The 19469-nt window shown below is 63.7% G+C and carries 18 protein-coding genes; 4 read left to right on the forward strand and 14 right to left on the reverse strand.

What is annotated here, in order from left to right:
- Positions 1-42: 42 nt before the first annotated feature.
- The 9 genes from ATY02_RS31705 to ATY02_RS31750 all read right to left on the reverse strand — a co-directional run bounded on the left by ATY02_RS31705 (position 43) and on the right by ATY02_RS31750 (position 7556).
- Positions 43-2037, reverse strand: coding sequence for a relaxase/mobilization nuclease and DUF3363 domain-containing protein (locus ATY02_RS31705; RefSeq protein ID WP_034018426.1), 1995 nt, complete (start codon positions 2035-2037; stop codon positions 43-45).
- 460 nt (positions 2038-2497) lie between these two features.
- Positions 2498-3097 (reverse strand): S26 family signal peptidase, encoded by a 600-nt coding sequence (locus ATY02_RS31710; protein ID WP_034018425.1) that lies wholly within the window; start codon positions 3095-3097, stop codon positions 2498-2500.
- Positions 3094-3639, reverse strand: a complete 546-nt coding sequence (locus ATY02_RS31715) for a DUF2840 domain-containing protein (protein WP_034018424.1) — start codon at positions 3637-3639, stop codon at positions 3094-3096. The genes ATY02_RS31710 and ATY02_RS31715 overlap by 4 nt, the downstream gene beginning before the upstream one ends.
- Positions 3636-3923 (reverse strand): hypothetical protein, encoded by a 288-nt coding sequence (locus tag ATY02_RS31720; protein WP_034018439.1) that lies wholly within the window; start codon positions 3921-3923, stop codon positions 3636-3638. The genes ATY02_RS31715 and ATY02_RS31720 overlap by 4 nt, the downstream gene beginning before the upstream one ends.
- Positions 3920-4558, reverse strand: coding sequence for a ParA family partition ATPase (gene parA / locus ATY02_RS31725; protein ID WP_034018423.1), 639 nt, complete (start codon positions 4556-4558; stop codon positions 3920-3922). Before parA ends, ATY02_RS31720 begins: the two co-directional genes overlap by 4 nt.
- A gap of 289 nt (positions 4559-4847) precedes the next feature.
- A complete protein-coding gene (locus ATY02_RS31735; protein WP_103243856.1) occupies positions 4848-5696 on the reverse strand; it encodes a replication initiator protein A in 849 nt (282 codons plus the stop codon).
- A 26-nt stretch (positions 5697-5722) separates the two neighbouring features.
- Positions 5723-6004, reverse strand: a complete 282-nt coding sequence (locus ATY02_RS31740) for a helix-turn-helix domain-containing protein (RefSeq protein WP_034018421.1) — start codon at positions 6002-6004, stop codon at positions 5723-5725.
- A 75-nt stretch (positions 6005-6079) separates the two neighbouring features.
- The gene (locus ATY02_RS31745) at positions 6080-6886 is read right to left on the reverse strand and encodes a DUF2285 domain-containing protein (protein ID WP_068588630.1); all 807 of its coding nucleotides are present in this window, start codon (positions 6884-6886) and stop codon (positions 6080-6082) included.
- A gap of 322 nt (positions 6887-7208) precedes the next feature.
- On the reverse strand, positions 7209-7556 hold the full coding sequence (locus ATY02_RS31750; protein ID WP_034018415.1) for a DUF2958 domain-containing protein: 348 nt from the start codon (positions 7554-7556) through the stop codon (positions 7209-7211).
- A gap of 265 nt (positions 7557-7821) precedes the next feature.
- On the opposite strand from ATY02_RS31750, the gene ATY02_RS31755 reads away from it, so the two are divergent.
- Together ATY02_RS31755 and ATY02_RS31760 are read left to right on the forward strand one after the other, a co-directional pair.
- The gene (locus tag ATY02_RS31755) at positions 7822-8112 is read left to right on the forward strand and encodes a helix-turn-helix domain-containing protein (protein ID WP_034018414.1); all 291 of its coding nucleotides are present in this window, start codon (positions 7822-7824) and stop codon (positions 8110-8112) included.
- A 52-nt stretch (positions 8113-8164) separates the two neighbouring features.
- Positions 8165-9664: a hypothetical protein gene (locus tag ATY02_RS31760; RefSeq protein ID WP_034018412.1), complete on the forward strand. Its 1500-nt coding sequence runs from the start codon at positions 8165-8167 to the stop codon at positions 9662-9664.
- Between the two features lie 52 nt (positions 9665-9716).
- On the opposite strand, the gene ATY02_RS31765 is transcribed toward ATY02_RS31760, so the two are convergent.
- The 5 genes from ATY02_RS31765 to ATY02_RS31785 all read right to left on the reverse strand — a co-directional run bounded on the left by ATY02_RS31765 (position 9717) and on the right by ATY02_RS31785 (position 15810).
- The gene (locus ATY02_RS31765) at positions 9717-10031 is read right to left on the reverse strand and encodes a DUF736 domain-containing protein (RefSeq protein ID WP_034018411.1); all 315 of its coding nucleotides are present in this window, start codon (positions 10029-10031) and stop codon (positions 9717-9719) included.
- Between the two features lie 773 nt (positions 10032-10804).
- Entirely contained in the window at positions 10805-11014 is a 210-nt protein-coding gene (locus ATY02_RS31770) for a hypothetical protein (RefSeq protein WP_028624810.1), read from the reverse strand.
- Positions 11015-11077: 63 nt separating this feature from the next.
- Positions 11078-13162, reverse strand: coding sequence for a ParB/RepB/Spo0J family partition protein (locus ATY02_RS31775; protein WP_034018408.1), 2085 nt, complete (start codon positions 13160-13162; stop codon positions 11078-11080).
- 81 nt (positions 13163-13243) lie between these two features.
- On the reverse strand, positions 13244-14071 hold the full coding sequence (locus tag ATY02_RS31780) for a DUF932 domain-containing protein (protein WP_022960621.1): 828 nt from the start codon (positions 14069-14071) through the stop codon (positions 13244-13246).
- A 710-nt stretch (positions 14072-14781) separates the two neighbouring features.
- Complete coding sequence (locus ATY02_RS31785; RefSeq protein ID WP_003283602.1) at positions 14782-15810, reverse strand: IS30-like element ISPsp7 family transposase; 1029 nt, start codon at positions 15808-15810, stop codon at positions 14782-14784.
- A 556-nt stretch (positions 15811-16366) separates the two neighbouring features.
- Here ATY02_RS31785 and ATY02_RS31790 point away from each other — a divergent pair.
- Positions 16367-17791: a DUF1329 domain-containing protein gene (locus ATY02_RS31790; protein WP_068585509.1), complete on the forward strand. Its 1425-nt coding sequence runs from the start codon at positions 16367-16369 to the stop codon at positions 17789-17791.
- Between the two features lie 23 nt (positions 17792-17814).
- Entirely contained in the window at positions 17815-19461 is a 1647-nt protein-coding gene (locus ATY02_RS31795; RefSeq protein ID WP_068585505.1) for a DUF1302 family protein, read from the forward strand.
- The last annotated feature ends 8 nt before the right edge of the window (positions 19462-19469 follow it).

Raw genomic sequence — 19469 nt, forward strand, 5'->3', positions numbered from 1 at the left:
ACGCTGCTCGACACCTTAACTCGGTACGACAGCCTACGGCCCCTATCCAATCCCAGGACCTCGTTGCCGTCCAACCTCCCATGACACACCGCCGCCGCGTACAGTCGCGGCGATCTGCTGCCCCAGTCGTGGCTCGATTATCGGCCGCCAAGGCACCAGACTGAACCCCATGCCGTCATCGAGCAGCGCATAGCGACCGCTGGCGAGAATGACCGAGCGCCGGTAGATGCCGGCTACGCGCTGCCCGTCTGTGACGTGCCGATGCTCCAACCCACTATCGGCGGCAATGTGCTGGGCGGCCTGCGCCAGCTCCCGATTGCGCAGCGTTTCCAGCAGATTCCGGGAGAGAATCACCCGCTGCCCACGCCGCTGGGCCAGCCCCTGTTCTTCGAGGAAGTCGGCGCGCTGCTGCAAGGCTTGCTTGGCATCGCCACCAAAGCCCAGGTCGCCCAATCCCCGGCCGCCGCCGATCAGTTGCTGGTCGAGCCAGGTGGCGCCGATCACGCGGGCCTGCCGCTCGATCGGCAGGTGAGATTTCAGGTCCACGGCCACGCCGCCCAGTCGCTGCGCATCGTACTGGCGCCCACGCTCGGATAGGTCGTCCGGCACTTTCCATAGCCCTTCCGCCACGCGCTCCACGATGCCGGCCCGGCGCAGGGCTTCCAGCCGTCGGACGTGGGCCGCGACGACTTCCTGCGGGTCGCGGCCGGGCTTGGCTCGGCCTTGCTCGATCGCCAGGTGATGATCGGTACGGTACAGGCCATCGCTCGCCAGTGCGGCGATGTTCTTGTCCGCCGCCCGTACCTCGGCGGAACCACGCACCTCCACCACCGCGCCGGTGGGGTAGCTCGCCAGTTCGTCGCGGGCGTTCAAAGCGACGTAGTGGGCCTTGCCGTCCACGCCGTCGATGACCAGATAGCCGCGGTCGTGCAGCTCGTCGGCCAGCCCCTTGGCGGCCACGCGGCCGACGAGGGTACGGCCGTCGTCGGCCGGCTCGAATATCGCCAGCTCGCGCGGCTGGCCGCTCATGGCGCGCTGCATGGTGCGGATGATGTCGCCACGCTCGCCCAGGGCACGCAGGGTCTTCTCAGCGTCGGCATGGATGGCCCAGGTGCTGGGCTGCACCTCGTCGGCCAGGCCGAGCCGCTGCAAGCGTTGCAGCCGGCCGATCAGTAGCAGGCGCTGGCGTTGCAACGTCGGTTCGTTGAAGCGTTCGATCCGCACCCGGTCATCCTCGCCGACCTCGCGCTGCAACGTGCGGTCGAGGCTCGTCCACCGCTCTTGCTTCACCTCGCGCTGCCAGGTCTGCTGGATCTCCAGTTCGGTGCGCGGCCCCAGCCATTCCGTCGCCAGCTCGGCGGCGCGATGGCGGAAGCCGTGGGCGATGTAGTCGCCCGCGATGACGAGGTCTCTGCCGGTATCGTCGCGTCCGCGCACGATCAGGTGCGTGTGCGGGTTGTCGGTGTTCCAGTGATCGACCGCCACCCAATCCAGCCGCGTTCCCAGGTCGGCCTCCATGCGGTTCATCAGGTGCCGGGTGTAGGTGCGCAGGTCGTGCAGCTCGGCTCCGTCTTCCGGGGAAACAATGAAACGGAAATGGTGTCGGTCGTCCTGGCAGCGTTTCTTGAAGGCATCGAGGTCGGCATGGTCGGTCTGCGGCCCGTAGGCACGGCCCGGCTCGCCGTCCCGGCCGGCACCGTCGCGCTCGATGTAGCGCAGGTGCTTGGCGAGCGACTGCGGGCTGGCGTTGCGCTGGTTGACCAGCAGCGTCTTGACGGTCACGCGCCGTGACATGGGTGTCAGCTTTGCACCTGCGAAGCGCGCTGCCGTATGGCCGCGCCCAAGCCGTGAGCCGGGCCGCTGGCCCGCGTGCTGGCCGCTCCCGCCAGCGACAGGACGGCGCACCGCCGACTTGCCGCCGCTGGCTTTGCCAGCCCGCTTGAGCACCTTGGAAACGAAGCTCCGGCCCTGGCCTTTGCCTCGGTTCTTCGGCGCGCCAGGGCGCACCCGGAAATCGTCGTCGCGGCGGTCGGTCATGGCAGCGCCCCTGGCAAGCTCCGGCGTCTCCGGGCGTGCGAAGCACGCGGACATGCCTGCATTGGCGCGGGCCTCGCGCCCCACGCGGCACGGCGGCAAAGCCGCTCCGTGCCGCGCCACCCCCATGTGCAGACAGGCCTTCGACGCGGCCCGGTGCCGCGTCCTTTTGTCTTGCCTTCCGCCGTTGCCCTTCGCTCCCGCTCCGGGCATCGTCGGCCCGGCGGCGCTGCTGCACCCGCAGCCAACCCGCCGGCGAACGCGCAGGTGGACAAGCCTGGAGCCGCAGGCCAGGCGCGTTCGAAGCAAGACGTCTGCACGTTGGACGGCTGCGCTGAAGGCGGCGCGAAGTGCGGTGCGAATGCACGCGCACTGCACGCGCGACGGCACGCCGAAGACCTGCAGAACGACGCACCTGATAGCACGACAAGAGGCACGGCAACGTGCAGTGAATTGGCGGCCATCATGGGCGTGCCTCCATCCAGACCGGATGCGCAACGCCGATCACGGCGGATGCGCTGACCGGCCCGAAATACCGGCTGTCGAACGATGCCGGATTGGTCACGCTCAACAGGAACAGTTCGCCCGCCTCAAGGCGACGGCAAAGCTGCAAGGATGGCAACGGCCGGCCCAGCCGGTCGGCAGGCAGCGCAGCGGCCATCGGCACGCCGTCGATGCGTACCTGACCAGCGACGATGCAGACGTGTTGCGGCGCGACCGCGCCCACACGCTTGAGCAGCGGAACGCGAGTCGGCAGGTAGCCGCGCTGCGCAGCGAGCGCAGCTACATCTGGCGGCAATGTGGTCAGGACGACGCTGCCCACGGACAAGGGACGCGGCAGCGAATCGGCGCCGTGGCGCTGCGGATCGACGCGATACCAGCCGACCGGAACGCTGTCAGACGGGTTGTAGATCAAGCGCGGCAGCGGCTGCACGAAAGCCGCCCAGGCCAGCGCAGCGAGACCGACGGCGGCGAAGCTCGCCAGCACGAGGCGAGCACGCAGGCGCGAGCGAGGAAGCGGCGCGGCTTTGTGTGTGTGTGCGGTGGTGGGATGGGCCGTCATGGCGGCGCCCTCCCGGCCAGCCAGGCGGCGTGCCGCTCGGCGGTGTATTCGGGCAGCGGCGAATGCGCGGCGAGCCGGTTGGCGAGCGTGCGCCAGTACGCGGGCGACACGTCGATGGCAGAGATACCCAGCGCCTCAATGCCGTCGATGCGTTCCAGCACAGCACGCACATTGGCGTCACCTTCGGCATGCAGCAGCAGGCACGCGCCTGGCTGCACGCCGGGGATGCGTTGCACGGCATCAAGCGGTGTAGCAGCCTGCATCACCATGAGCTGCCAGCGGATCGTGCCGTAGTCGTTGGCCTGCCAACGAACGCGGCAGAGCATTGCACCCGGCATGAACATGGCACAGCGCCGCCAGCGATCTAGCTGGAGCGTGCGCGCTGGTTGGCCGAAGCGCAGGTAGAGCTTGAAACGTGGTTCGATGTAGGCGAGCGATACGCGCGTCAACGGCGCGCTGGCGGGTTGGCTGGAAGGTGATGTGCGCGCAGCCGTGGCCGCGATGGCGGCAGGTGCGGCAGCAGACAATGAGGATGTGGTCATGGCGTGTTCTCCCTGCGGTGTTCTGGAAACTCGCGCTCCAGCAAACCGCGCAGCAAGTCGGCCACGGTCACGCCTTGCGTGAAGGCCGACACCTTGATGCGCGCCCGCATGGCGGGCGTGATGTCGAGGGTCAGGCGAGCGGTGTAGAGGTCGCCCTTGTTGAGCGCATCCGCGTCGCCCTGTCGAATCCAAGCCTCGGCGTGCGGATTGGCGGGCGGACGCGCGCCGATGCCGACCCGCTTGGCCGGGCGTTTTCTGTTGGGTGGGTTGCTGTTGTCGCTCATGACGGCCACCGCAGCAGCTCATCGACCAGCGCGGTGATTTCCTGCGCCGCCGCGCTATCGGGGGCCGTCTCCCGCGCCAATCGACCCGCAGCCACGCTGTCGGCAAAGACGATGCGCTGGCGCACCTCGCTGCGCAGCGCTGGCAACGGCTGTTCGGCCAAGGCTTGTCGTACTTCGCGCCCGATTACCGTTGTGCTGACGCGCCGGTTGATGACGAAGGCCGCGCTTAGCGCAGGCCGGAACACCTGGGCCTCACGGATCAGCGCCACCATCTCGGCGCTGGCCCACAGGTCGTAGGGGCTGGGTTGTACCGGGATCAGCACCCGTTCGGCCGCCAGCAGCGCAGAACGCGCCAAGGCGGCAATCCTGGGTGGCCCGTCGATGATGACGTGATCGGCCCGTCTGGCGAGTTCTGGGGCTTCCTGGTGCAGTGTTTCGCGTGCCAGGCCCACTGCGCTGAAAAGCCGGGGCAAGCCCTGCTGGCTTCTGCGCTGCGTCCAGTCCAGTGAGGAACCCTGCGGATCGGCATCCAGCAGGACGACATGCTGGCCGCGCAGCGCCAGTTCGCCAGCGATGTGCGTGGCGAGCGTGGTCTTGCCGACACCGCCTTTCTGGTTGAGCAAGGCAACGATCATGGCGCGGCCCTCCAGCTTGGAAGACCGGACTGTTTTTGCCGTGCCGAACGGGGTGATTTTTGCGGCTTTTCCTGGCCGGTTTTTCGGCCTGCGGCACTTGTCCACCGCAATGCTGTTTCTCTATCAATAGTTAGAGAATTTAAGTTAGTAATGTTAGAGGGATCGCAAACCCGCGCCGTTACTGGCTTTCCGGCGTTTTCGTACTCCTGATAGCACGATAGGCGTACTCCTGATAGCACGACACCCCTTACTCCTGATAGCACGACCCCATCCACAGCTTGTCCCGCTGTTATCCCCGTGCCGTCTGCGGCACGGGCCGGAAGGTCAGCAATTCCATGTCGTCCTCGGGAATCCGCACGATTCCCAGCTCGTAGCCCGGCAGCGATTGCCGGGCAACCAGCGCCCGCAAGTCGTAGGCGAAATCCGAAAACCGCGTGCTGCTGCCCGACTTGCGGTGCAGATGCCGGAAGTCGAACTGCCAGCCGTATTCCTGCCTCCCGCCATGCTTGCGCACCAGGCGGTACAGCCAGCGCTCGATGCCGCCCGTGAGGCGGAAATACGTCGGGTCGATGGTCAGCACCAGGGCGGCGTCCAGCACGCCGGCATAGAACCAGTCCGGCAGGATCAGTTCGATGCCCAGCGGTGTGCCGTTGGCATCGGCCAGTTCCTTCCATTCGTTGATCCACGAAAAGCGGTGCAAGCGCCTTCCCGTCGTTTCGCGGATGGACGTGGCCACCGTGGTCGATTGCAGCCGGTCGAGCGCGGCCTTGAGACGCTGGTAGTCGCGCAGCGACTTGCCGCGCCCGATGAAGCGCAGGATCTCGTAGGGCGTGGCCTGCATCCGCCGAGAGGGCTGGATGCCCGCGTCCTTGGCTTCGACAATCTGGCTGGCCGCCCAGATCAGGATGTCGGCATCCCAGATCGTGGCAATGCCATGCTCCTGCGTGCCTTCCACGCGAATGGTGATGTTGCCGCTGCGAAAGTCGATCGGCGCGGTGCGCCGCGACTTCGCCAGCGAGAAGAACGGATAAGCCATCAAGTCCTGGGCATCGCGCGGTGCCATGTCCTCGCCCGGCAGAGCTCGGAACAGGTCGAGCTGTTCGCGCTGCTGCAAGGCGTGCCCTGGTGGGCGGGACATGGAGATGGCCACCGGCGATGCGCCGATCAGCGCGCACGGCTGTCAGCCGAGTGGTGCTCGGCATATTCGGGGTCGGAAGTGGTCTCGAAGCTGCGCGTTTCCGCCCAGGCATCGAGGTCGGCCACGGCGTACATGACACGGCGACCGAACTTGCGGAACTTCGGGCCACCACCAATGACGCGCTGTTTCTCCAGCGTGCGCGGTGACAGGCGCAGGTAATCGGCAGCTTCATCGTTGGTGAGATAGCGCTGGGGTTGTGCGGGTGTGGCAACGGGAGCGGCGGCAGGCCACAAGGGAGCGGGTCGCATGGGATGTACCTCCATCAAGCCCGGCCACACAGCGCAGCCGGATGGAGGCAGTCTCAAGAAACTTGGGACTCTTGCTCAGGGACGTTCTGCAGGGGATGCGAAACGTCCCCCCTCATGCGAAGTGACAGCCGGAAGCTGTGCCAGACGGCGATAACCGCCGCGCATCAGCCCATCGCCCCGTCGCACCAGCCGCCGCACGCGGGCGCGCAGAGCGCTGTCGGCGTGCCAGTCGGCGGCAACGGCATCCACACCAAACAGCCCTTCGGCCACCTCCCGCAAGGACGCACCCGCCAGGGTTGCGTCCAGCGCCTGAAGCGTGTGCAGTTCCAGCAATGCGGACAGCGACGGACGTGGCCGGACGGTCGCCGCAGGTACGGCACCGGCTGCTACGGCGATCTTGTTCAATTCGCTCGCCAAGGCCGCATAGCGTTCGCAAGGCGCGGCGCAGGCCCGGATGGCATAGGCGTACGCCATGCCATCAGCCAAGCCTGGTGCGAGAACGAAACGCAGGCAGCAGCCGGGCCAGCGCGCCACCAGCACCAGGCGCTTGCCGTCATGGATCAGGTGTTTGTGGCCCGACAGCTTCCAGAACTCAAAGCACAAGGCATCGGGCGGCGGATCGGCGTCGGGGTAGAGCTGCACCACGGCATCGTGATCGGGGAACCAGGCCGGGTGCGCGTCCCGCGCATCCAGGGCGGGATCTTCCAGCAGGCGCAGCCCCCAATGCCCGGCAGCATCCGGTTGGCGACGATAGCGCAGCCAGTCGTGCCGATAGTCTGGATGACGGCGCAGGTACTCCCAGGCCAGCGCCGGGCCATCCAAATGCAGAACATAGAGATAGGCCGCCGTGGCATACCACGGCTCGGCACTGCGATCAGCCATGAGGCAACCTCCCTGTGCTGGGGATGCGTCGCCACGGCGAAACGGCGTGCTACGAGGCCATCGTCAAAACGTCATGGGTGAAGCGTAAACTGGCAGTGTCAAGACCGATGAACTCCGATGCGTTGCTGAAATCGTCCGAGTGCGACGGCGGCAACGCACTCCAATGGCATGCCGCGTCGGTCAGCTTGCCGCAGCCCGCGCCAGGCATCATGACCGTTTCGATCTGGCACGCACCACTGCGGTGCAACACTGCCGATTCAGACCTAACGGGTCACAGACCAGACCGAAATAGACACATTGCGCCACCGTTTCGCGGTGGCCCTCAATCGGTGATCGAGCTGTTGTCTTCGGCCAGCCGCAGGTATTCCGACAGCCGCCGCACCGGCTGGAAGTAGCGATCCCGCATCACGGACTGCTGGCGCGGCCCGACGATGGCGGCCAGGTCGGACAGCTTCACCGTTCCCAGTGCAGGCATGCCAATCCCCAAGTCGATCAGGCCGTGGGCAGTATCGCCATCGGCTGGGTCGAGCGAAGCCAGCAGCCAAGTGGCATGCGCATCTGGCGTGAACAGGCGCACCACAGGCAGCGGGTCGGTGTCCTGCCCGGCGGCGCGGGCGTGGCCGTTGGCCAGCAAGTGCGTGCGCTCGTTGGCGGTGATGAGCGCGGTCATGGTTGCACTTCCACGGATACACAAAGCATCAGAGACGCTTTCACGCCTTCCCACGAAAGCACCAATGCGCAACCCCACGTATCCGCAGAGACGTAGAAACACGAAGGCACATGCACGGAAGTCAGGAAAGACACGGAACAGGCTCTCCGCTTTTGAAGAAAGCCGCCGATGCGGTTTTCAGTAAAGGCACAAAAACAGTTGATATTGGATGAATGAGTTAAATATAACGTGGTTTTAATTGTGCTGTGAATCGACGCTTCTGTCTATGCAGAAGCGAACCGTCCAGCGCGGCCGACCGGCCGGCTCCACCACCTTCGACGCCGAGCTGGCCCAGGCCTTCGGCGCGGCGGTGCGCGCACTGCGGGTCGAGCAAGGCGTGGCGCAGGAAACCTTGGCACATCAAGCCGGTATCGAGCGTTCTCACATGGGCAAGATTGAGCGCGGCGAACACATGCCCACGCTGGCGATTATTTTCAAGATCGCGCGTGCGCTGGGGCTCAGCGTCGCCCACTTGATGGGGGCCGTTGAAGAAGTCCTGGGCGAAGTACCTAATTGACTCTGCATCGCATAGCTTCGCTTGGCGTGGTGCAACTTTGGAAAGGAACTCAATGGCGAAGACATGCATCGTGTGCGGACAGGCCGCAGGCTCTGGGGAGCACGTTTTTCCGGCGTCTCTTGGAGGCCGGCGGGTCAACTCCGGCATCTATTGCCCCAAGCACGACAACAGCTATTCGGGTCTCGTCAATGAGATTGCCGAGCAGCTCGACTTCCTCAATGCATACTTGGGCGTTCGGCCGGATCACTCCAAGCACCCCAAAACTGCCTATGGCGAGCATACGCTGACGGGAGAGACCGTTTCGATCTCTGCCAAGGAGATCAAATTCACGAAGCCCCGTATCATCTCCCGCACAGCAGTTGGCGAAGGTGAAGAGTTGCATCTGGCATTTCCCAACCAGCAGTCCGTCAAACAGTTCGCAAACAAGATGGAGGACGATGGACACGAGTGGACACCCTTGTCGAAGCCCTCCGCTCGGCCGTATATCACCGGCTCCATTCACCATAAGCGCAAATTTGGCGGTGCCTGTGGTCTGGGCGCCATCGCGTACATGACGCAGACATTCTTCGCGCAGGAATTCCCAGAGCTCGCGCGATCAGGGACGCTTTTCAACTTCATCAACTACACGCAAGCCATCGCCAAGGTCGCAGCGCTGGGCGGCTGCGAACAGCAGCCGGAAGAGCGCGAGGAATTGATCAAAGCACGCGCGGCGGTGACGGTTGCGCTGGAGCCCTTTGGAGGCACGGCACCGATCTGGTGGGATTTCAGCCCGCCCGCCGGAGCGCGCGCCAACAAGTTTGAATTTGGGCATCGAGTGACGGTCGGCGTTGATGGCTTCGACGGCCAAATTTACGGCCGTGTCGCGCTGTTCTCCGCTTTAAACTTTTCCGTACACCTGGGCACGGCACCGCAGGGTTCCGCCACGCGCGAAGTGACAGTGGACATTGATCCTCTCGCGGAGCATCCGCCACACGATATCGACAAACATCAGGTGCTCTTAGCGCCAAGCCGCGTTCAAGTGCCGGAACACGCTACCGAAGGGCTTGCGAATGCGCTCGCCGACGGCACGCAACAGCGTGCGTTCGCAAACCTGCTGGAACGCTTGGAAGAACATCAACTCCTCAAGCTGGCGCGCACCATGAGTACGGCGCTCGCGCCATGTTCCACGTTGTCGCTATTTGAGGCGCGAACACTGATCGAAAAGGAACTTGACCAGCAACCACAGCAAATTTGGCGCTTGGTCACTGCTGTCGTTGAAGGCTTACGGGCGGAAATGGTCAAAGGCGGCATGGAAAATATTACCCCAGTGCTCGATAACCTGATTGCGTATGACGCTCAATCAGCGAGCGGCCTATCGCAGCAGGCAGAGGCCACGTTGGCCCTGGCCAAAGCCGCATTGGTTGCACAGATGGAGCAAGACTGCGCGGCAGGCGTACTCCACGAGGAACGAATTGCGGAACTCATGGGCAGAGGGCCGGGCCTTTATTCCGTGGGCCAGTTGGTGCTGGCGCCTGTCTTGCAGGTGTTTGGTAAATTCGCTGACCCCCAATGAAGTGAGCAGGTAGGCCAAGCGCCTCGCCATAGTGGGCGAGGCGCTGAGGTGGTTACGCCGCCTTGGGCTTGCTGCGTGACCAGATCAGGGCATGCGTGCCATCCTCGTTTTCGATCAGGCGGGCATAGACCGTTGCAGGGAACGATGGATCATCAAGGGTCACGGACACATAAGGGCGTCCGGCCTCACTGGTCTTTTTCCACGCTGCGCCGATGTCGTGGCCAGCCGCTTGCAGGCGGTAGTCGGGTGCGCTTTCGTTCTCGCCCTTGGGGTTGGCAACCAGCTTGACCTTGACATTGAGTGTCAGAGTGCGAAGCGTGCCGGTGAAACCGTCTTTCTCTGCGGTGAAGGTGCCGATGTTTGCCATGATGAATTTCCTTTCGATTGAACAGGGTTCGCGCCCATCGCGTCCTGTTGTGATCCGACCGGCGGGGGACGGGCTGGCTGCACCGCTTGCGGGCGCAACGCAGTGGAGCGCCTGGAAGCGAAAAGAATTTGTGCCGCGAGGAATGCGCGCAGCGCAGGGGAAATTGTTTTCGCCTCCAGGTTGCGGTCATAAAGCCCAAGGCGCAGCCGCGCCACCGCCAGGATTCGCAACAAGACAAGGACGCACGGGCCGCCCGCTCCCGAATGGAAACATGGCCGACTCGGCATCCTCGCATGACAACTTCACCGGCTTGTTCCCTGACGCGGCCAGGTCAATGCCCCAGCAACAAGGTACGAGCGCTCCTGCCACAACTTGCGGCCACATGCTTGATGCGTGGCGTGGAAGTTCCAAATCGAGGCTATGTGGCGTGTCGGTGAACCGTCCTTCGTGACGTACAGGCAAAGAACCGCCAGCGTCGAGCACGGCACGCTTTCGAGCAACCTGCCGCAGCAAGCCGGGGCGTAGGCCCACAAGCGCCGCCCATTGCGGCGAGGTGCTGTCGGAATGTCGGCGGCGCGTGCGCCGCTGCACTTGCATGGCCTCAATGGCTTTTGCGCACAAGGCGACTTGTGCGCGGCCCCTTTACCGCCTGACCGAAGGCGGCAAAGGGGCGTTTTGGCTTTGAGCCTTGAAACCGGGCGCGGCCACCGCCGTGCCCGGATTTTCGGCATTCCCCGCGCCCAAGACGGAACGGCTTGGGCGCGGGGGGCTTCCTATTCTTTGGTTTCGATGATCCACCACACGGCACGCGGCAAGGCGCGGCCCGTAATGGGGTGTAGGTCGGTCAGGTCGGCACGGGCTGTCCAGCCGCGAGGCGGACGATAGCCGCGCACGTCGCTATCGCCATGCCAGCGGCGGGCGCGTACCGTGCCGGGGGCGTAAGTCGCGGCCATGCGCGGGCGGTTCGTGGTGTCGTGGCTCATGGGGGGAGTCCTCGGCATGATAGCGCCCCGCAAAGGAACCGGGGCGCTATCTGTGGTGCGGGGTCAAGCGGCCAATGCCTCGGCTCGCGTCTGCTCATCCGCCACGGCGGCGACTTCATTCGGTGCTTCGACTGCCTCGTCCGTCACCACCTCCTGCACGGTCTGCTGCGTGGCTTCGGCGGCGAAGATGGCAGGCATCCAGCCGGTGCCATCGGCCAGCCGCTCGGCTTCGCTGGCAATGTCGCCTTTTTTCAACTTCGCCAGCCGGGTGACGTGCTCCGGTGCGAATTCGCCCACTGCTTCCAGAGTCGCGGCCTTCGGCACATGCTGGAAATAGCCGTCTGCGGTCGGTTGCCACCATGCCGCCATGTCCAGCGCCACGGCCTGCGCCAGTTCGGCGCCCGGTTGGTGCTGCGTGGCGCGGGGTGTCACCACATCGACCGTGGATGCCACGCATACGGCCAGCAGGCGAACCAGTTCATCCTGCGGCTTCGCCAGCAGTGCGGCGAACAGTTCGGCGCTGTCCTCCGGCAAGGCTTCACCCGCTACCTGTTGCAGTTCGCGCAGTGCCACGGCGGCGGGCGATTCCGGCCAGTCCGGGGCCATGCCTTCCAGCCGATCTTGCTGGGTCAGCTTCACGCCCAGCGGCAGATCGTGGCCGTAGTAGCTGCCCTGCAAAACGGTCTGCGCCATGCCATGCACCAGTGCGGCCAGCGCCACCTGCGGATGCCGGGCCACTTCGATCTGCAGCGCGGCGGTACGGTGGGCACTCAAGCGTTGCGCCAGCCGGTCGGACATGGCGGCGGGCTTGGGGGCGTCGTCGGCTTGCTCGCCTGTGTCGTCGTTCCCAGCTTCGCCCTCGCTGCCGAAACCCTGCCGCAGCCGTTCAAGCGTGCGCAGTGCTTTGGCCTCGGCTTCGCGCAGCAGGCCACGATGAATCACGGCCTCGCCGTTGCGGTCGATGGTGACGATGGCACCGGCGGCAGCTTTGACGGCTTCCCCGTAGTCCAGCAAGCCATCTTCCAGCGCCTGCAACTGTTCGCCCAGGTGTTCGCCTTCTTCCTGCAAGGCATCGGCCTTGTCTTCATCGTCGGCGTCCAGGGCGGCATCCACGGCCTCGGCCAACGCCTGCATCTTGGTTTGCAGCTTCTCGATGCGTTGGGCTTCGCACTTATCCGGGCTGCGGCGCTGTCTCGGGGCGCGCTGGAAGGCTTGCAGGTCGGCATAGGTCGTGCCGGTGGTGGCATCCACCCATGCCCAGCCTTCGGCCTTCACCTCGGCGGCAAGGCTGGCCAGCTTGTCCTGCGCCAGCCGTTCCAGCAGCGTGGCATCGGTCAGATACACGCCGCTATCGGCCTCCGCGAACAGATCGCGGCGGATGCCACCGTCTGCGGCCTCGTAGGTGTCCAGCCCAACGAAGCGCACCAACGGATGCCGATGGGCATCAATCTCGCGCTCGGTCAGGCGGTCGCGCAGGTTATGCGGGCTGCGCTGCCATGTCGGCGCATCGTAGAACGCGGCTTCCTGCGCGGCGTGGTCGTCGGTGATGGCAAGGGCCATCAACTGGTCAAGGCTCACGGCCTCGGCCCGGTAGTCGGCCAGCAGGCGCGGCGACACGTTGGCGAGTTTCAGGCGGCGCTGCACCACCAGCGGTGTGACGCTGAAATCTGCGGCTATGTCCTCGATGGGTCGGCCTTCGGCCACCAGCGCGGCGAATGCCTCGAACTGGTCAGCGGGGTGCATGGCTTCGCGCTGCACGTTCTCGGTCAGGCTGGCGGTGCGGGCGGTGCCATCGGCCACCAGCAGGCAAGGCACATCCCATTCTTTGCTGATGCGGCGCTTCTTCGCCAGCAGCTTGAGAGCGGCAAGGCGACGGCCTCCGGCCACGACTTCGTAACGCTCGCCATCAGTGGTCGCGGTGACGATCAGGTTTTGCAGCAGGCCGACACGCTGGATGCTGGCGGCGAGTTCAGGAATCGACATGCGCGGGGTCTTGCGCACGTTGCGGCCCGTAGGGCGCGATACCAGCCGCGACAGCGGCACAAGAATCAGATTCTTGCTCGGGTCGGCGGCTTCCAGCAGCACGGCAGGCGCGGCGCTGGCTGCGGCGTGGATGGCTTGGGCTTCGGTGTGGTTGATGGCGTTCATGGTGAAAACTCCTTGCGATGATGGAATGCAGCAGCGAATGACGCGGCAAGGGTTGCTGCCTGCCCCTGCCGCGCAGGGGAATCAGGCTTTCAACTGGCGCAGGCCGTCGGCCAGCAGCCACAGAGCGCGATTGAGGCGAATATCGGAATCAATGCCCTGCACGGGGCGGGTCTGCTGGCGGCGTCCGTTGGCGCTGCGCCCATGCAAACCGCCTTTGGTCAGGTTCTCTTGGGTGCGGTTGAACACGCTCCACAAGTCCGGGCGGCGGTCGTCGAACCGGCGCGGCATCAGGATTTGCGATTCGGTGATGGGTGCGGGCTTATCCGGGTCGTCGTACTTGAGCGACAGCGCGGCGCGGGCGAATACTTCGGCCTCGCCTTCGTCCAGCGTGATGGCCTGCATGGATTCGCGGGATTCCAGCGCACGGTCAAACCCGTGCAGCACCTGATAGGCACCTTCGATCACTTGTCCGGCCACGTCGCCCTTATGCGGCACGCGCACATCGGCCACGGTATCGCCGCACACCAGCCCATTGCTGCACACGAAACGGAACATTCCGGCCAGCATCTGGTAGCTGCTGGTGCCATCGTGCGAGTTCAGCAGGATGATTTCGTTGGCTTCGCCTCGGGCGTTGATCTGGCTGGCATGGCGCAGCCGGATCATGTGCTTGGTGTAGTCGCGCCGGTCTTCGTGGCGGGTGCGGGTCTGCGTCACCATGAAAGGCTGAAACCCTTCCTTGCGCAGTTCGGTCAGCACCGTGGCGGTGGGGATATAGGCGTAACGCTGGGAACGGCTTTCGTGGGGGGCTTCCGCAAAGATGGACGGGGCCACGCGGTGAATCTGGTCATCGGACAGCGGGGAATCGCTGCGCAGTACCGGGGAACGGGAAGCAAAACGGGATGCAAGCATGGTCTTTCTCCTGACGAAAAGGGTTTGCTGTTCAAACCGCACACCGGATTCCTAGATTCGGAGCCCAGCCTTTCGGCTGTTCGGTGCGGTTGGCACGAGGAACCCGGTTGGCCCTGTTGCCACCGTCTTTCCTGAGTTCATCGCCCGCGACGGTCAGGAGCCCACGGACGTGGGCCGTCAAGGAGAAAAGCGACAGGTTGGTGCGGCCCGCAGGCGCAGCCGAGGACACGGCCTGGCGCGCCTTGATGGCACGCGGCCACGGGCTACAGTCGCGAGCAAGGTGATGGAGTCAGGAGAGACGGCTGGACATGGCAACGGCCGCCACGATGTGCAGACCGCACGCAAGCGAAGCGCGCAGGCCCGAAGCTGGAAGCCGGGCCGTAGGCGTCAGCCGAGCGGAGCGAGGGAACGATGGAAGCCCGAACAGGGGCGAGACTCGTGCAACGAGGCTCGATGCGCGGCACGACAGCGCGACCGGCCATGCTTTTGGGCCGGGGACGCCCGCCATGTTTGTTCCTTCAGCCTTATGCGTCCGACACGATTAATATCGAAATATCTGTTACATTCGATACGAAGTATCGCGACAGGCACTCCAACACCATTTCGGCAAAAGAGGATCACATGGCAGACAAGAAAGTTATTTTCGTTGCATTCGCTATTGAAGACGAAAGGCAAAGGGACGGCGGTTGCAGGAGCTGAGTGCAACACGGTTATTGAATTGAAGCCGGAGCATCATGCCGCATTGCCATGGAATTTTGCATGACCTCTCCCATCACCTCGATGGGGCATTTGAAGTCGAAGCGCTTGCGCGGTCGCATGTTCAGTTGCAGCGCAATGGCGTCCAGCTTCTCCTGGCTATGTACCGACAGGTCTGTGCCCTTGGGCAAGTACTGGCGAATCAGGCCGTTGATGTTTTCGTTGCTGCCGCGCTGCCAGGGGCTGTGCGGGTCGCAGAAGTAGATCGCCACGCCGGTTCTTTGGGTGATCTCGGCGTGTCGCGCCATCTCCCGGCCCTGGTCGTAAGTCATGCTCTTGCGCATCTCCAGCGGCATGCTATTGAGCGCGGCGCTGAAGCCTTCCAGCGCCGAAGTCGCCGTCGCGTCGTTCATCTTCACCAACATCAGGTACCCACTGGTGCGTTCCACCAGCGTACCGACGGACGAGGCGTTGGCCTTACCCTTGATGAGGTCGCCTTCCCAATGCCCCGGCATCAGCCTGTCTTCAATCTCCGGCGGGCGCACATGAATACTGACCATCTCGGGGATCTGGCCGCGCCGATCCACGCCACCAGAGCGCGGCCGGCGCGTCGTCTTGCCTTGGCGCAGACAGATGATCAGCTCCTTACGCAGCTCACCCACTGGCAGGGCATAGATCGCGTTGTAGATCGTCTCGCGACAGACGTAGGCATCTCGCAGGTTGGGTATGTTCATGCTGCGCAGCTTGCCGGCAATCTGCTCGGGAGACAAACGCTCACGCAGCATATGGGTCACCAGTTCGAAGCGCTCGCTACCCGGCAACAGTTTTCGCATCGGTCGACAAACCTGGCGGCGGGCCTGCATTTGCTGCTGGGCCAGGCGGGCCGAGTAGCCACCGCAAGCACCTCGGTTACGGCGCAGCTCACGGCTGATGGTCGAAGGGGATCGGTTGATCAAGCAGGCAATCCTGCGCAGGCTGAAGCCTTGGGTACGACCGATTTGAATGGTGGCGCGCTCTTCAACGCTGAGTTCGGTATAAGACATAGGGGCAGCACCGTACCGGAAAGGTCAGGTGTTGCACTCAGTTTTTGCCGCCGCCGACTTTTTGAAAGGTCAATCACTTCTTACAAATTCCCCTTTCGAATACATAGATATGTCAGTCAAGGAAGCCTACATCCGCTATAGTCCCGCTCCGCCGCGGAGCGTGCATTGTCGGATAAAGTTGCTCGATTCATGACCGGTCATATCCGATCGCTCCCTCTGACCCGAGGCGAAACGACAATTGAAAATGCCCGAGCCGATATCTACGAAAGTTCCCCTCAAGCTCTCTTGTGCCCTGTTACCAAGCATCTCCAGGTAACACATGTTTCTTTACTTCCCAAGGTGGTGCACAGGGCACTGGGCCTGGAACAGAACTTTTTCCATAACCGCCTGATTTATAACAATTAAAAAAACATGAAAGAGAACTGGCATATGGTTTGCCTCATGATCGTCCGACATGGTCAATTGGTCAGGTCAAATGATCATTATCGACAGGAGCCGACTTCTTCCCCTTGGGAGGTCGAGCAACCGGTCCATGCCCTGTGTGAGGAGCCATCCAATGAAAGATGTAACTGAACGGCTGGAAGGTGAAGCGCCCACCCGTCGTGTTTTCCGGCAGCAGTTGTTCATGACCCTCGCGGTATCGACCGTGCTCTGTTCGGTCCAGGCTGCGCCCCAGGGCCCCGAGGCGCTGGGGTCGAAACTGACTCCCTTGGGCGGGGAGATCGCAGCGAGTGCAAGCGGGGATATTCCTGCCTGGACGCAGCCTGGACAGCAGGACGAGGGATGGAGCTACGGCCAGGTGCGAGGAGAGCACTGGAAGTTCAAGGGCGACAAGCCGCTCTACAGCATCGACGCGAACAATCTCGCGCAACACTCGAGCAAGCTGTCCCCCGGACAGGTCGAGCTGTTCAAGAGGATTCCCGGCTATCGCATGGATGTGTATCCGACCCGTCGGACCTGTAGCGCTCCGGACTTCGTGGTCGAGAACACCCGGCAGAACGTTGGTTTCGCCAAGCTCGATGCTGCCGGCCTCGCTCTGGACGAGGCTCACGTTCCGGGCATCCCGTTCCCCATGCCGAGTACCGGTGCCGAGGTGATGTGGAACATGAAGATGCGCTACCGCGGCGTTGGCGTCGAAATTCCCCGGACCATTTCCGGAATTTCTCCACGCAAAGGGGGGGAATGGTTACGTCAGTCGACAGACACCTTCTTCTTCACGCCCTGGGGGAAAAAGGGGAGTGCGCTCTTCTCGTCAGTTGGCCGCCTGGAGAATGCGACCTTCTTCAACTACCTCGAGCCGGCTGCTCTGGCCGGCCAGTCCGCGGTACAGGCTGCCGTGGCCGGCGAACAGGCCACGACCTTCTACTACTTCCCCGGCCAGCGCCGCGTGCGGCGAATGCCGTCGTACTCCTACGATGCGCCACAGATCGGCTCGGATAACCAGTACACCGTCGACGAGGCGAACGTCTTCTTCGGCACCATGGACCGTTTCGACTGGAAGCTGATCGGCAAGCAGGAGTTGCTGGTGCCTTACAACGATTTCGGTGCCTACGACACTGGCGCCAAGGTGGAGACGTTTGCCGGCAACGACTCGATCGCGCCGCAGTCGCGTCGCTATGAGCTGCATCGGGTCTGGGTCGTCGAGGCCAATGTCCGTCAAGGCATGCGCCATCAGGCGCCGAAGCGCATGTTCTACATCGACGAGGACAGCTGGAACCCGTTGCTGGCGGTGGACTACGACAAGCAAGGGCAGATCTGGAAAGTGCGCGAAGGGTTCTCGATTCCCGTGTACGAGACAGGCGCCTGCGACGTCCAGGCCCAGGTCCAGTACAACCTGGCGGATGGCCGCTACCTCTTCGACATGACCTCGATCGGTGCGGGCAAGAACGATATTCGCTGGCTCACCGAAGACAACGGCTCCCCCCGCCTGAAGCGTGACTTCTTCACCTCCGACAATCTGCGAGCCATCAGCGAGCGCTAACCGACGCCAGATCGAGAGCCAGCATGAAAAAAATAATTACGAAAGCCTCAGGCCTTGTCATCGCGTGCACAACCCCACTGGCAATGGGATTCACGTTCGAAACCGAAACCCTCAATGGCTCCTTCGACTCCACGATCACCGCAGGCATGGGTCTGCGTACCGAGTCACGGGGCTGCAACCTGATCAACCAGGGACCGACCGGGCACAACGCGCCCTCCGGCTGCCTGGCGCAGAGCTCCGGCGTGGCCGACCAGGGCGACCTGAACTACGACCGCGGCGACATGTTCACCAACTACCTCAAGGGCACCCATGAGCTGTTGCTGAAGATGCCCGAGGACATCACCTTCATGGCGCGCGGCACCTGGATCCGCGACTTCGCTGCCACCGATACCACCGGCACGCTGTCGTTCAACACCCCGGAGAGCGTCGGCAGCAACGGGCTGAGCGACGACGCCCGCGACGACCTCGCGTTCAAGGCCCGCCTGCTGGACCTGTGGGTGAGCAAAGGCTTCGACGTGGGCGGGCAGCGGGTCCGCGCACGCCTGGGCAACCAGGTGATCAACTGGGGCGAAAGCCTGTTCGTGGCCGGTGGCATCAACAATACCAACGCCTACGATTACCAGGCCTTGGCGCGCCCCGGCGTGCAGCTCAAGGAGGCCGTGCTGCCGGCGCCGATGCTCAGTGTCGCGTCGGGCCTGGGCTCGGGTGTCAACGTCGAGGCCTACTATCAATTCCGCTGGAACAAGAGCGAATTGCCGCCGGTGGGCAGCTACTGGTCCACCATCAACGCGCTGGGTGAGGGCAGGGGGGACTACGGATTCTCCGAAAAGGACGCCCGCGACAGCGGCCAGTGGGGCCTTTCGCTGCGCTGGCAGCCGGAGGACAGCGACGTCGCCTATGGCTTCTACGTGATGCGTTATCACGACAAGTTGCCATCGTTGCGTGTCGCCATTCTCGACCCGAACACCTTCGCGGCGGCACCGACCTGGGAGTACCAGGAAGACCGGATGATGTACGGCATCAGTGCCAACATGCCGATCGGTGACTGGGCCGTCGGTACGGAGCTGTCGTACCGGCCGAAGGACTCGGTCATGCTCAACCCGGTCATCGACCTGTGTACCGGCAACGGCGGCAAATGCTGGAAGGACGAGAAGAAATTCCAGTGGCACCTGACCGGCCTGTACAGCTTCACGCCGTCCAATTCCCCGACGCTTCTGGATTTCAGCGGGGCCAGCACGGGCAGCTTGCTGACCGAACTGGTGGTCATCAAGTACCCGGGGCTGCATGACGAGGTCAATGGCGAACCGCTCGCCGCGGGACTCAATGCCTGGCAGCTGGATCCTGCCAGAGCGCCGAAGTCCCGTGGCGACAAGACCTCTTCAGGGATCAACCTGGACTTCAGCCTGACCTATGACGGCACCTTGTTGCCGGGCTGGCAGGTCACGCCGGGCGTCTTCTATGCACGGTCGCTGGGAGGACGGACACCGAACCTCAGCGCAACCTTCACCGAGGACGCGAGCAGCATGAACCTGTACCTGAACTTCGTGCGGAACCCGGCCAGTTGGCAGATTTCCCTCAACTACGCGAAGTTCATGGGCGGTGAGACGCCCTACGACCAGCTTTATCGTGACCGCGATTATGTCGGCATCGCGATCTCCCGCACCTTGTGAGGCTTGCC

Source organism: Pseudomonas sp. BIOMIG1BAC (assembly GCF_001705995.2).
GTDB classification, from domain to species: domain Bacteria; phylum Pseudomonadota; class Gammaproteobacteria; order Pseudomonadales; family Pseudomonadaceae; genus Aquipseudomonas; species Aquipseudomonas sessilinigenes.

Bases quoted from the DNA above. Each gene is read 5' to 3' on its own strand.
- ATY02_RS31705 (WP_034018426.1), bottom strand. From the start codon at position 2,037: ATGACCGACCGCCGCGACGACGATTTCCGGGTGCGCCCTGGCGCGCCG.
- ATY02_RS31710 (WP_034018425.1), bottom strand. From the start codon at position 3,097: ATGACGGCCCATCCCACCACCGCACACACACACAAAGCCGCGCCGCTT.
- ATY02_RS31715 (WP_034018424.1), bottom strand. From the start codon at position 3,639: ATGACCACATCCTCATTGTCTGCTGCCGCACCTGCCGCCATCGCGGCC.
- ATY02_RS31720 (WP_034018439.1), bottom strand. From the start codon at position 3,923: ATGAGCGACAACAGCAACCCACCCAACAGAAAACGCCCGGCCAAGCGG.
- parA (WP_034018423.1), bottom strand. From the start codon at position 4,558: ATGATCGTTGCCTTGCTCAACCAGAAAGGCGGTGTCGGCAAGACCACG.
- ATY02_RS31735 (WP_103243856.1), bottom strand. From the start codon at position 5,696: ATGTCCCGCCCACCAGGGCACGCCTTGCAGCAGCGCGAACAGCTCGAC.
- ATY02_RS31740 (WP_034018421.1), bottom strand. From the start codon at position 6,004: ATGCGACCCGCTCCCTTGTGGCCTGCCGCCGCTCCCGTTGCCACACCC.
- ATY02_RS31745 (WP_068588630.1), bottom strand. From the start codon at position 6,886: ATGGCTGATCGCAGTGCCGAGCCGTGGTATGCCACGGCGGCCTATCTC.
- ATY02_RS31750 (WP_034018415.1), bottom strand. From the start codon at position 7,556: ATGACCGCGCTCATCACCGCCAACGAGCGCACGCACTTGCTGGCCAAC.
- ATY02_RS31755 (WP_034018414.1), top strand. From the start codon at position 7,822: ATGCAGAAGCGAACCGTCCAGCGCGGCCGACCGGCCGGCTCCACCACC.
- ATY02_RS31760 (WP_034018412.1), top strand. From the start codon at position 8,165: ATGGCGAAGACATGCATCGTGTGCGGACAGGCCGCAGGCTCTGGGGAG.
- ATY02_RS31765 (WP_034018411.1), bottom strand. From the start codon at position 10,031: ATGGCAAACATCGGCACCTTCACCGCAGAGAAAGACGGTTTCACCGGC.
- ATY02_RS31770 (WP_028624810.1), bottom strand. From the start codon at position 11,014: ATGAGCCACGACACCACGAACCGCCCGCGCATGGCCGCGACTTACGCC.
- ATY02_RS31775 (WP_034018408.1), bottom strand. From the start codon at position 13,162: ATGAACGCCATCAACCACACCGAAGCCCAAGCCATCCACGCCGCAGCC.
- ATY02_RS31780 (WP_022960621.1), bottom strand. From the start codon at position 14,071: ATGCTTGCATCCCGTTTTGCTTCCCGTTCCCCGGTACTGCGCAGCGAT.
- ATY02_RS31785 (WP_003283602.1), bottom strand. From the start codon at position 15,810: ATGTCTTATACCGAACTCAGCGTTGAAGAGCGCGCCACCATTCAAATC.
- ATY02_RS31790 (WP_068585509.1), top strand. From the start codon at position 16,367: ATGAAAGATGTAACTGAACGGCTGGAAGGTGAAGCGCCCACCCGTCGT.
- ATY02_RS31795 (WP_068585505.1), top strand. From the start codon at position 17,815: ATGAAAAAAATAATTACGAAAGCCTCAGGCCTTGTCATCGCGTGCACA.